The following is an 11,952-nucleotide window of genomic DNA, read 5'->3' on the forward strand; positions in this document are numbered from 1 at the left end:
AGGGAATTTATGACTAATATTACCCGTGAAAATTAACAAACGCTGGCTAGAACATGGAAAGAGTTGTTGACCTCAATCGTTGGCAGAAAGAACACATCAAATCGGAGCATGAACTGAAGCAATTATTTAACGAAGTTAGTGCTTGCTACCAGTCTTTACCATACCCAGACTATGGTACTAGAATTGAACAGTTGGAGCTTTTGAAAAGCGCTCTATTGAGTAAGCAACAGGAGTTGATTGATGCTTTGAGTCAGGACTACGGCTTTCGTAGTCGGTTTGATAGTTTGATTTGTGATATTTTGCCCGCCGTTTCTCATATTAACTACACCATTAAGCACCTTAAAAAGTGGATGAGGCCTAGTCGACGTTCGGCTGGTCTTTTGCTGAGCCCATCTTCCGTTAAGGTTGAATATCAACCGCTTGGGGTTGTAGGAATCATTGTTCCTTGGAACTTTCCTATCGTATTGAGTATTGCGCCCATTGTGACGGCCATCGCTGCTGGTAATAGAGTGATGGTGAAATTGAGTGAACATACTCATCATACCAACCAGGTGTTGAGCCAGATTTTTGTTCAGCTAGATAAGACCATTTATCCGATAGAAGGTGAAGCCGAAATCGCGAGCCACTTTTCTCAGCTGCCATTCGATCACCTTTTGTTTACTGGTTCAACTCAAGTGGGGCGGTTAGTCGCTCAAGCAGCGGCAAAGAATCTCACACCCGTTACCTTGGAACTAGGTGGTAAATCGCCCGCGATTATTGATGATGACATCGAGCTGATCCGGGCCGTTGATGCGGTTATGCTAGGTAAATCGGTCAATGCTGGCCAAATCTGTGTTGCGCCAGATTATGTTCTTGTGCCTAAAGGGAAAGAGCTGACCTTTATTCGACTCTATTTAGAGCGTTTTAAGTCTTTGTATGTCGACAAAAATAGCGCTGAGTCAGTAACCCAAATCATTAATGATGCACAACACCAGAGATTGACTGACCTATTGGAAGATGCCAAAGCACGCGGCGCAGGCATACACACCATTGACGGTGTCGAAGTGTCAGGTAGAAGAATGTTGCCCCACTTGGTGACGGGTATTACTGAAGATATGTTGCTAATGAAGCAAGAGATCTTTGGCCCAATCCTACCTGTAATCGGCTATCGACATCTAAATGAGGTGTTTGCTTACATTAACTCTAAGCCTCGGCCGTTAGCTCTGTACTTAATGTCAGATGATAAGTTGCTCCAGCGTCAAGTCATCGAGCAAACCCATAGCGGTGGGGTCGCGATTAACGATACATTGCTGCACGTGGCTGCAGAAGATGCTCCTTTTGGTGGAGTCGGAGATTCTGGCTTAGGCCACTACCATGGTATTGAAGGTTTTATGGCCTTCTCAAAAGCCAAAACGGTTCTTACGACACCGAGTTGGCTACCGAGAAGTCGTTTGATTCTCAAGTTCAGAAAGCTTGCACAAACTGCTCTGAGCAAATTATTTATACGCTAATGCCTATTTAACGCTGCTCTCAGGTTCAATGAGAGCAGTTCGTTTCCTCACACTTGAGCCTGAAAATACTCTTTCGCAAAATCAATAAACAGTTTTAGTCGTTTGGGCTGATACCTATCTCTGTGGTAGATCATCGAGAAGTCGACACTAGGTACGCGCCACTGTTCAAATACTTCTACGAGTTGGTGTTGAGTGAGCTCGTTTTGGCAGTAGATGAGTGGTACACGAATGATACCGCGATGATTGAGCGCACCTTTAACCAATACGCGTCCATTCTTACACTGGAGGTGACCTGAAACATGGAGGTCGTAGCTCTTACTTGTCTCGACGTTTTCAAAGCTCCAGCGTTTGACTGAGCCTGTTAAACACTGATGCTCGATCAACTGTTTCGGGTGCTCTAGGCGGCCCAATTGCTTGAGGTACTGTGGGCTAGCTAATGTGCCCATTTCGATGTCCATCAATTTACGTGCGATAAAACCAGCATCTTCAAGTTTCCCCATTCGAAAGGCGATATCAAAATCGTCTTCGATCAGATCGATACGGTGACTACTAAAATCTAGGTTAATCGATACGAGAGGGTGCTGTTGCATGAAGTCGGCCGTCATTTGCGCAACTAACTCTTCTCCGAGATATCCCCCAACGCAGTTGACTTTGATCTCCCCTTGTAAAGTCTCGATATCTTCGACTGCAGCAAGGAGAGCCTGATCGATTTCCTCTAGCGCCTTTTCACACTGCTGGTAAAAAAGTCTTCCGGCATCGGTCAGCTTTAGCATTCGAGTTGTTCGAATCAACAGTGTTACCCCCATTTGCTTCTCTAGCTGGCTGATTTGTCGAGATACATGAGAGCGAGATACATCAAGTGCTTCTGCCGCCTTAGTAAAGTTACCCAGTTGGGCAATGAGTACGAATGAACGAATATCTGTGAGGTTAACTTGATTGAGCATTGTATTATTCCACGACCAGTGAACGGTACTTATTGTTGCACTATGGAAACAGTGTTTCAACTAAAGTGATATATATCAACAAAAATCTATTCATTAATATACCTCTATCGCAGCGCAATGGGCTGTAAGAAGAAATTTTTAGAGGAATGAATCAATGAAAAAACTAATCGTAATTACAGGTGCAAGTTCTGGTATTGGTGAAGCGATCGCGCGTCGATTAAGCGATGCGGGCCATCCTCTGCTGCTTCTTGCACGTCGTGTTGAACGCTTAGAAGCACTAGGTTTACCAAATACAATGTGTGAACACGTTGATGTCACGGACAAAGCGACTTTTGAAGCTGCGATCGCTAAAGCTGAGCAGAAGTTTGGTCCTGTTGATGGAATCGTTAACAATGCAGGTGTGATGCTATTAGGTCAAATCGATACTCAAGACGCTTCTGAATGGAAACGTATGTTTGATGTAAACGTAATTGGTCTACTTAATGGTATGCAAGCGGTTCTTTCTCCTATGATGGAGCGAAATAGCGGTACGATCATTAACATCAGTTCTATCGCTGGTAAGAAAACATTTCCTAACCATGCAGCTTACTGTGGCACTAAGTTCGCTGTACACGCTATCTCTGAAAATGTTCGCGAAGAAGTGGCATCAGCAAATGTTCGTGTAACGACGATTGCACCAGGGGCGGTAGAGACAGAGCTTCTTTCTCATACAACATCTCAGGAAATCAAAGATGGCTACGATGATTGGAAAGTGGATATGGGGGGCGTATTGGCGGCCGATGATATTGCACGAGCAGTAGAATTTGCCTACAACCAACCACAAAATGTTTGTGTGCGTGAAATAGCATTGGCACCGACTAAACAGCAACCATAATTTCAATAGTTTAAAAAAACGGTCAGTCTTCACTGGCCGTTTTTGTTTATGTGCGATTTTACCTTTGAAGTAATAGGTTTATTATCTATAACTTATATATGTTCTTTGGTGCATATGTGGGTAAACATGGAAAATACCAAGTTAAAGGAAAATACAGAGGTTATTCAGCTAGATGAGCACTCTAAACCGCAAGAACCGAATGCATGTATAAAGTATGGTGAAGACGTTTTTGCTAATTTGACGCCTCTTTGTGAGGTTGCGTGTATCGTGACCACACCAACTAAAAAAACGCTTAAATGTAGAACAAAGTACATTGGTATGCATTCTAATAACGTTCTACTGCTAGAAATGCCGGATGTGACTGCCCAGGAACTGGCTGTTTTTATGAATCGTGGTTATCAAATCCAAGCGTGTGTTGTGGGTGATAAAGGAGAGGGGGCCAGAATCTATTTTAAGAGTAAGATCGAATACGTATTAAATGGTGGCGGCTCAGGCATATTGTTAGTGACATTGCCAAAAGCAACCCAAATTGTTCTTGGCTTGAGGGAAAGTGCAAGGCTTGAACTAACACTAGACGCAATCTTAGACCCCGATGGCCATCGTTACCTATGCCAAATTCGTGATATCTCACGCTCTGGATGCCTCATTGTGCTAGACAGAATGACAAGTAACTATCGAGTAGGGAATCTAATCACCTTAGCGTTACTCACCGAAGACTTCCAAACGCCTAAAGCCTTAAGGGCAATCATTAAGAACGTTGAGCACACAAGCCAATATAAAAAGTATGGCGCTCAGTTTGAGCAATGTTCTATCGAGTACGTAAAAACGTTAATTGAAAAGTTGAGCTTTTGCCATATCCAACAAAAGTTCGAGTTGTAACGAAGGCCGCGTTCTTTAATCTTGATGTAAGGAAATACACTATAATAAAGGTGAACGGAGCTGGTTACAGCCTGAGGGAGGGTGAGGTATGGAACTACGTAATGAAAAAGGCGAAGTCACTCGAGTTGCTGACAATCTAACAATTAAAGAAGTGTTGGAAATGGGCTACACAATTGACTTGTGCGATGAAGCTTATGACCCAAATGAACACTGGAGTGCGCATTCTTCTCAAGTGGGTGAGCGTTCAGAATTCCCTGAAAGTTAAATCCTAGTTAAGCCCAATAAAAATCCGAGCAATATGCTCGGATTTTTTTGATTTAGGGCTCTAACTGATTAGAAACCTTTGATGTTCTCTGCTTCTAGCTCAGTGAAGTACTTAACTGTCTTAACTTTTAGCTCTTGAGTTGCAGGCTCATCACATACAATCACTGATTTAGGGTGTAGCTGAAGTGCAGATACTGTCCAAAGGTGGTTCACTGAACCTTCAACTGCTGCTTCTAGTGCTAGAGCTTTGTTGTGGCCTGTTACTAGGATCATGATCTCTTCAGAATCAAGTAGAGTACCTACACCAATAGTTAGAGCGTACTTAGGTACTTGGTTGATATCGCCATCAAAGAAACGAGAGTTTGCAATGCGAGTATCTTCAGTCAGTGTCTTGATACGTGTGCGTGAAGATAGAGAAGATGCTGGCTCATTGAATGCAATGTGACCATCGTTACCTACGCCACCCATGAATAGGTTGATACGGCCGTAAGATTTGATTTTATCTTCGTAGCGTTTGCATTCTGCTTCGTTATCCGCAGCGTTACCATCAAGAAGGTTGATGTTTTCATCTTGGATATCGATGTGGTTGAAGAAGTTGTTGTACATGAAAGAGCGGTAAGACTCTGGGTGATCAGCTGGGATGCCGATGTACTCATCCATGTTAAAAGTAACTACGTGCTTAAAGCTAACTTCGCCAGCTTTATGCATTTCGATAAGCGCGTTGTAAGTTGCTAGCGGAGTACCACCAGTTGGTAGACCTAGAACGAATGGACGTTCTGCAGTTGGGTTGAAGTCGTTAATACGCTTAACGATGTGTGCTGCTGCCCACTTACCTACTTGTGCTGCTTGGTTTAACGGGATAAGTCTCATTTTTTGCCCCTAAGTATTAGAATTTATGATGCTCTGAAACATTAATTCGCATTATAAAATAAGTTTTTGCGATCTTCTATTGTTTTCGGTCAAATTTTCGCGATTAATTTGAGACTTGCTTATTGTTTCATCAGTTAATCGTTGTCGTTTATGAGTTTACGAGCCATGTTAGGTTAACAACATTAATTAATTTTCTGCGTTAATTTTCAACTCATTGCATGGAATAAGCGATAAGAGGCACAATGCGTGTTGAAGTAAACTAGCTTTAAGCGATGTAGTGATAAATAAGGTATGATGTAAGGGCTCAACTTGTTGGGTTTTCGGTCGATAAACAAATGCTGAAGAAAAACAAAGAAGTCTGAATGAATATTATAGGTATCGCGATAGGGATAACTGGTCTGCTGCTGCTCTGCATGTTTTTGTGGATGCTGGCGCTATCAGTACGCAAAAAGCGTCTTGAACAAGAACGCAAAGAAAGAGAGATCGCGTATCGAAAAGCTCTGGAAAAGAATCGTAAGCAAGAACGAGAAGAGCGTATCTACAAAGCTGAAGGCGGGCACATTCCAACGATTCTGTTCTTGGCTAAAGAAGCTGAACGAAGTAAACCTAAAGAGGCGCTGTATTGGTATACCAAGGCGGCGAAATTAGACAATGTTAGTGGTATGTACGGCATTGTCCGCTTAAGTGCCAAAATGCAGCAAGATGTGGTTCTCAAGGAGCAATCGAGGTTTTGGCAAACTTGCATAGCGGCAGCGGAAGGCAGTCTTCCGCATAAATTTGAGATGGGGGTCGCCTTATTTCATGGCCGCGGGACAGAGCAAGATCAGCATAAAGCCATTAAAGTATTGAAGTCGGCGAGCGCTCAAAATCATATCGAATCGATGATTTTTTTGGGTGATTGGTACGTGTCGGAAAACAATAGTAATCCAGAACCTAATTTAGCTATCGAATATTACAGGCGAGCGGCTCAACTCAGAAGCAATGAGGGTCGAATGAAACTAGGGATGAGCTACATTAAGGGTATTGGTGTTCCGACTGATCACGCAATAGGGTGCTATTGGCTTGAGCGAGCGGCCGAGAAAGGTCACTTAGATGCCATGTACCTGGCGGGAGAAGTTTGGATGGACTATCGACCAAACGGCAATGCTATTGCGTATATTTGGCTCTTCCTAGCAAGCCAGTTAGGGTATGAAAGGGCCAAACCCCTCCGTGACAGAGTCGCACTAAATATTGGCGTTGATACTGTGGTGGGCTTACAGGGACTAAGCAAACCAATGATGAAGAAGATTAGAGAAAATAAAGTAAGCAAACATTCCATCATCAAAGCCCTGAACAAGCTTTACAAGCGCAATATTCCACTTATTGAGCAGGCTCCTGTTGAAACAAGGGAACTAGAAACTACCGAACAGCAGGCTGTGGGGGGAGGTGTTGAAGAGGTGGCTGAGCAGACTTTAGGTGAACAACAAGAGCCAGCTAAAATAGACTTTAGCCAATCTCCGATGGATAAACACTAGATACAAAAATGGCCTCTAAATTAGAGGCCATTTTTATTAAGCTTTTGCTTCGTTTTGCTTTGATTTGCAAACGGCTGCGGTAAACACAACATCTGTAGAGCTGTTCAATGCCGTTTCGGCTGAGTCTTGAACCACACCGATAATAAAGCCGACAGCGACAACCTGCATCGCAATTTCATTTGGAATACCAAATAGTCCACACGCAAGGGGAATAAGCAGTAGAGAACCACCTGCGACACCCGATGCCCCACATGCTGATACCGCAGCGACTAAGCTAAGTAGCAAAGCGGTAAGAAGGTCAATTTCAATGCCCATCGTATGCACGGCTGCAAGCGTTAGGGTTGTGATAGTGATAGCGGCGCCTGCCATATTGATGGTCGCACCTAATGGGATTGATACTGAGTATGTATCCTCATCCAGTTTTAAACGCTCACACAGCGCCATGTTTACTGGGATGTTTGCTGCACTTGAACGAGTGAAAAATGCCGTAACACCACTTTCACGTAGACATTTCAGCACTAACGGATAAGGGTTTTCTTTCGTTTTTACGAACACAATGATTGGGTTTACCACCAATGCAATGATTGCCATTGAACCAAGCAGAACAGCAAGAAGGTGAGCGTAGCCCGCTAGCGCTTCAAAACCCGTAGTTGCAAGTGTTGACGCAACTAGACCAAAAATACCGAATGGTGCTAGGCGAATAATAAAGCGGACGATCTGTGATACACCGTGGCTTAGATCTTCAAATACGGCTTTGGTCGTTGCAGATGCGTGATGTAAGGCCAAACCTAGACCGACTGCCCACGCAAGAATACCAATGTAGTTTGCACTCATAAGAGCGTTCACTGGGTTGTCGACTAGCTTGAACAACAAAGTATGCATGACTTCTGCGATACCTTGCGGCGGAGTTGTTCCTTCCGCACCAGAAACAAGCGTCAACGTAGTCGGGAATAAGAAGCTAAGTACGACAGCTGTTAAAGCGGCTGTCAGCGTACCGAAAAGGTATAATACTACGATTGGGCGCATGTAGGTGTGTTGGTTTTTCTTCTGGTTGGCAATAGAAGCTGCGACCAGAATAAAAACAAGAACAGGTGCGACTGCTTTAAGTGCACCAACAAAGAGGCTTCCAAGTAAACCAGCGTCTTTCGCAGACTCTGGAGCAATTGTCGCTAGGCCAACACCAAGAATGATACCGGCTAGGATTTGCAAAACCAGATTGCCGCGAGCGAAACGGGCAATAAGTGAGTTGTGTTGCATAGTTATCCCTGCAATGAATAATTTTATAGATTTATAGTGATTTCAGTTATCTCAAACTGAGCTGGACATACTAGCGTGTTGAAATATTGTGTCTAGATTTAATTGAAAATTAGCAGGAAAAATTAAGATTAACCATTAAGTGTGAATTTTGTGTTGTATTTTTGTTTTTGCGGGTAACAAAAAAGGAGCCAGGAGCTCCTTTATAATAGATTAACAATGAGATAGCTTAGTGGTGGTGTTTCATACCACTCATTACTTTCTTGATAGGTGCGGCGAAGGTCTGCTTCTGACCATTTGCAAAGGTAATTTGAACGTCAATCTTTTCGCCCTCAACCAGAGGTTGTTTTAGATCGAACAACATGATGTGCAAGCTGCCTGGTTTAAGTTCAACTTTGCCATTAGCTGGAATAGTGATGGATTCAACTTGACGCATTTTCATTACGTCGCCTTCTTTGATTACATCATGAAGTTCCACTTTACCAGCAGCATCAGTTGTCGCTGAGATGATGATACGGTCATTTTCACCGCGGTTCATGATTTCTGCGAATACTGCACTGGTTGCAGCATTAGGTGGTGTTGCACGAGCGTAAGCATGGTGCGCCATGATATCCATTTTAGCTTGGGCAAATGGGCTAAGTACCAAGGTTGCAAGAAGAAGTGATTTCAACTTCATGGTTATTGTCCTTCTGAAGTAATGGTTTTAAATGCTTCGACCAATGGTGCTGGTGTTAGCGTATGTGGCACTTTAGTAATGAGTGTGCCATCTGGTTTTAGGAAGTAAAAATATGAGCTGTGATCAAGGGTATACTTCAACTCTGAGTTTTCTAATTCTGTTTTTCTAAAGATCACACCATAGCGATGAGCCAACGGTGTTGTAACATCAAGTGGCGCAGAAAGCCCCTCTATCATTGGATGGAAATACTGCGCATATTGATAGGAATCGGCAGCAGCATCACGCTCTGGGTCTAACGAAATAAACATCGGGCGAAACTTCTGTTTCGTCTGATCGTCCACTTGATTCAACGCGCCTGCAAGCATTGCGAGAGACGTTGGACAGACATCCGGACAGCGAGTAAAACCAAAATAAACGACACGAATACGCGTATCGCTTGGATCAAAAATAGCGACTTGTTTATTATCTTGCCCAAAAAGTGTGACTTGTTCTGAGGATGGTTCAGCGCTCTCTGGCTGAGAATCCAGGTAGCTTTTTAGACCGAAGCCTAGTACAAACGCCACAATTAATATTAACGTCCAGTTTTTACTCATCTTTCCATCCTAAGAGCGGTATTCACTTGTATGTTGCCATCCGACAAGTGGCCAACCCATGTCATCGCTTCAAGTGTACAGACCGGCAAGATCAGCTCGCCAGTATAGAGGTTATTTTGGCTTTTCGTTAACTTAAAGAGTGTTGTCCCCATCTCCATTTCATAGCCCTCTAGGCTCAACATCAGAGCGTCCGCTTTAGTTGAAGGCCATTTAACTTGAATCTGAGTTGGGACTAGCGGCTGGCTTACATCACGATCAAGAGTAATGACGATGTCATCTTGAGAGCATGGTTGAGTGGACAGTAAGCAATAGTCATCTAACGAGATTTTAGTTTGCTGATTTTGATACCACTGGTAAGCATCACCTGCAAAATAGCCAGCCCCAAGGGCTAGAGCGATCAACGCAATTTTAATTAAAGAAGGCACGACAGTCTCGACCAGTTTATAAAGTCGCCATCCTAGCATTTCATTACAATAAATACATGAGACAGCAGGAAATTCTGTGCGGACTGTCAAGCCGTAATGCTAAATTCTGTTAGGGGTATGAATGCCATAAACGGCATGATCTAAAATGCGGTCACCAACTTTTTCTGCATTGGTAATGATACCTTCTAGTTTCATTCCGACTCGTTCTGCGACAGCTCGGCTTGCTTGGTTCTCTTTGGCTGCGGATAGCTGCACTTTTTCAAGCTGCAGTTCATTAAACGCGATATCAATTAGCTTTGTTACTACTCGGGTAATGATGCCTTTACCTTGATAGTGCTTTGAAAGCCAATAACCAACCTCTGCACGTTTAGTGTCATGATTGATTGTATTGAAGCTGCAGTTGCCGACGATCTCATCGTTGTAAATAATCGCGCAAGTCATGGATTTACCGTCTGCATACTCATGCAGCATGCGTTGCGCGAAGAGCTTAAAGTCTTGCTCCGCTTGGCAAAACGCAGGCCATGCAAGCCATTGGGATAGATAATCTTTTTGTTCAGATACTAATTCTGCGTATCGAGGCGCGAAAGATTCTTGAATAAGAGCGAGTTGTAACTCGTGATCGATCTGAATAGTAAACATGTGGCCTCCTGAAGAATTATGTAACAACAAACTAACAGGATTGAACTGGTATGACCATAACTAGTTCAAATGATTGACTTTTTATGTGGCACGAAATTTTTGGGTTGCGTTATATAAATCACATATTTATAAATAGCCGTTATATTGATGTGGTCTTTATCTACCACTTTAGTTTACCCTGCGTTGGCTAAAAATAATTACTCATAAATGTCGGTGCTAAATAATATGGAAGTGTCACTTGACCACGTAAGCATAGATTTACGTCAGGTGTTGTTTGAAATGGCTTGCGCATTAGATGCTGTTGGGGTCGATGATATTCATCATGGCCACCGAGTCGCGTATATCGCCTACTCTTGCGCGCAAAGAATGGGCTGGAGCGAAGAAAAAGCTCAAATCGTTTTTTCGTTAGGGTTAATTCACGATTGCGGTGTTGCTCAAGCTAATGAGCGAAGTGCGCTGCTAGAAAGTATGGTGCCAAAAGACACTATTAGCCATTGCATGAAAGGTTATGAACTGCTTCGAGCGTGTCCCCCGCTAGCTTCTCTGGCATTACCGATACTTCATCACCATACTTGGTGGTGTGATTTGGCGACTGCTACTGGCATTTCAGATGAGGATAAACAGTTTGCTGCGCTTTTGTTCATTTCTGACCGAGTTGACTATCTCCATGCCAATTATTGTCCTGATAGTTATGGGAATGTGACTCAATCGAGTCGAGGGGTTATCTCTCAAGAATTGCTTAGCAACGCGTCTATTATGTTTGAACCAAATCAAGTTCAGCATATGGTTGAGTTACTCGATAGCGATGATTTTTGGTTTTCCATGGATTCTCGGTACATTGAGAATTTGGCTTATCGCTTTGAGGCCGTGCCTTTTTTCTCTACGCATTTAGCATTAGAAGAAACCATTGCTGTCGCTGAGTTATTCGCTCAAGTTGTTGATGCAAAGAGTTCTTTTACTTTTGAACATTCTCGAAATGTTGCCAAATTAACAGAGTTTTTAGGCTATCAACTCGGCTATTCTAACCGTGTTCAACGAATGCTTTATTTGGCTGGTTTGGTGCACGACATTGGTAAGTTAAAAACGCCCGTCGATATACTGCATAAACCGTCATTACTTACTGAAGAAGAGTATGTTTGTATTCGTCGACACGCTACAGATACACGTCATGCGTTGATAAAGATGTTTCGTTGCCAAGAGGTGATTGACTGGGCATCGAATCATCACGAGCGCCTAGATGGATCGGGTTACCCATTAGGGAAAATGGCCGACCAACTCGATCAGCCAAGTCGTATCGTTGCCGTGGCAGATGTATTCCAAGCTCTTACTCAGTCGAGGCCGTATCGTAAAGGGCTAGACTTAAACAAAGCAATGTCCATTCTGCAAGATCTTGTCGATGACTATAAATTAGATGCGACAGTTTTCCATTGTCTAAAGACACATAGTATTCAGTGCTACGACATCTCTATTGGCAGTGCAATGGAAGCAACGGTCAGCGCATAGTGCTGACTGTTGCCACAGTGATCAACA

At 43.3% G+C, this 11,952-nt stretch carries 13 protein-coding genes; 6 read left to right on the top strand and 7 right to left on the bottom strand.

Annotated elements, in window-relative coordinates; genetic code table 11:
- Positions 1 to 53 precede the first annotated feature (53 nt).
- The gene (locus AC4MRV_RS01190) at positions 54 to 1,490 is read left to right on the top strand and encodes a coniferyl aldehyde dehydrogenase (protein WP_491185587.1); all 1,437 of its coding nucleotides are present in this window, start codon (positions 54 to 56) and stop codon (positions 1,488 to 1,490) included.
- Positions 1,491 to 1,537: 47 nt separating this feature from the next.
- Here the strand turns inward: AC4MRV_RS01190 and AC4MRV_RS01195 are convergent, their stop codons facing one another.
- Complete coding sequence (locus tag AC4MRV_RS01195; RefSeq protein ID WP_491185588.1) at positions 1,538 to 2,434, bottom strand: LysR family transcriptional regulator; 897 nt, start codon at positions 2,432 to 2,434, stop codon at positions 1,538 to 1,540.
- A 154-nt stretch (positions 2,435 to 2,588) separates the two neighbouring features.
- On the opposite strand from AC4MRV_RS01195, the gene AC4MRV_RS01200 reads away from it, so the two are divergent.
- The 3 genes from AC4MRV_RS01200 to AC4MRV_RS01210 all read left to right on the top strand — a co-directional run bounded on the left by AC4MRV_RS01200 (position 2,589) and on the right by AC4MRV_RS01210 (position 4,452).
- Positions 2,589 to 3,308 (top strand): SDR family oxidoreductase, encoded by a 720-nt coding sequence (locus tag AC4MRV_RS01200; RefSeq protein WP_491185589.1) that lies wholly within the window; start codon positions 2,589 to 2,591, stop codon positions 3,306 to 3,308.
- Between the two features lie 126 nt (positions 3,309 to 3,434).
- Positions 3,435 to 4,187, top strand: coding sequence for a PilZ domain-containing protein (locus AC4MRV_RS01205; RefSeq protein ID WP_491185590.1), 753 nt, complete (start codon positions 3,435 to 3,437; stop codon positions 4,185 to 4,187).
- A gap of 88 nt (positions 4,188 to 4,275) precedes the next feature.
- Positions 4,276 to 4,452 (top strand): hypothetical protein, encoded by a 177-nt coding sequence (locus AC4MRV_RS01210; protein ID WP_491185591.1) that lies wholly within the window; start codon positions 4,276 to 4,278, stop codon positions 4,450 to 4,452.
- A gap of 68 nt (positions 4,453 to 4,520) precedes the next feature.
- On the opposite strand, the gene nagB is transcribed toward AC4MRV_RS01210, so the two are convergent.
- A complete protein-coding gene (gene nagB, locus AC4MRV_RS01215; protein WP_491185592.1) occupies positions 4,521 to 5,321 on the bottom strand; it encodes a glucosamine-6-phosphate deaminase in 801 nt (266 codons plus the stop codon).
- A gap of 362 nt (positions 5,322 to 5,683) precedes the next feature.
- Here nagB and AC4MRV_RS01220 point away from each other — a divergent pair, with 362 nt between their 5' ends.
- Positions 5,684 to 6,835 carry a tetratricopeptide repeat protein gene (locus tag AC4MRV_RS01220; RefSeq protein ID WP_491185593.1) on the top strand — a complete coding sequence of 384 codons (1,152 nt, stop codon included), beginning with the start codon at positions 5,684 to 5,686 and terminating at the stop codon, positions 6,833 to 6,835.
- 36 nt (positions 6,836 to 6,871) lie between these two features.
- Here AC4MRV_RS01220 and sstT read toward each other — a convergent pair whose 3' ends face one another.
- The 5 genes from sstT to AC4MRV_RS01245 form a co-directional block, all read right to left on the bottom strand.
- On the bottom strand, positions 6,872 to 8,092 hold the full coding sequence (gene sstT / locus AC4MRV_RS01225) for a serine/threonine transporter SstT (protein ID WP_491185594.1): 1,221 nt from the start codon (positions 8,090 to 8,092) through the stop codon (positions 6,872 to 6,874).
- Positions 8,093 to 8,318: 226 nt separating this feature from the next.
- Entirely contained in the window at positions 8,319 to 8,765 is a 447-nt protein-coding gene (locus tag AC4MRV_RS01230) for a copper chaperone PCu(A)C (protein WP_491185595.1), read from the bottom strand.
- A 2-nt stretch (positions 8,766 to 8,767) separates the two neighbouring features.
- Positions 8,768 to 9,358, bottom strand: coding sequence for an SCO family protein (locus AC4MRV_RS01235; RefSeq protein ID WP_491185596.1), 591 nt, complete (start codon positions 9,356 to 9,358; stop codon positions 8,768 to 8,770).
- Complete coding sequence (locus AC4MRV_RS01240; RefSeq protein WP_491185597.1) at positions 9,355 to 9,783, bottom strand: hypothetical protein; 429 nt, start codon at positions 9,781 to 9,783, stop codon at positions 9,355 to 9,357. Before AC4MRV_RS01240 ends, AC4MRV_RS01235 begins: the two co-directional genes overlap by 4 nt.
- A gap of 99 nt (positions 9,784 to 9,882) precedes the next feature.
- A complete protein-coding gene (locus AC4MRV_RS01245) occupies positions 9,883 to 10,422 on the bottom strand; it encodes a GNAT family N-acetyltransferase (protein WP_491185598.1) in 540 nt (179 codons plus the stop codon).
- Positions 10,423 to 10,647: 225 nt separating this feature from the next.
- Here AC4MRV_RS01245 and AC4MRV_RS01250 point away from each other — a divergent pair, with 225 nt between their 5' ends.
- Complete coding sequence (locus tag AC4MRV_RS01250) at positions 10,648 to 11,925, top strand: HD-GYP domain-containing protein (RefSeq protein WP_491185599.1); 1,278 nt, start codon at positions 10,648 to 10,650, stop codon at positions 11,923 to 11,925.
- Positions 11,926 to 11,952: the final 27 nt, after the last annotated feature.

The organism is Vibrio sp. (assembly GCF_984391705.1).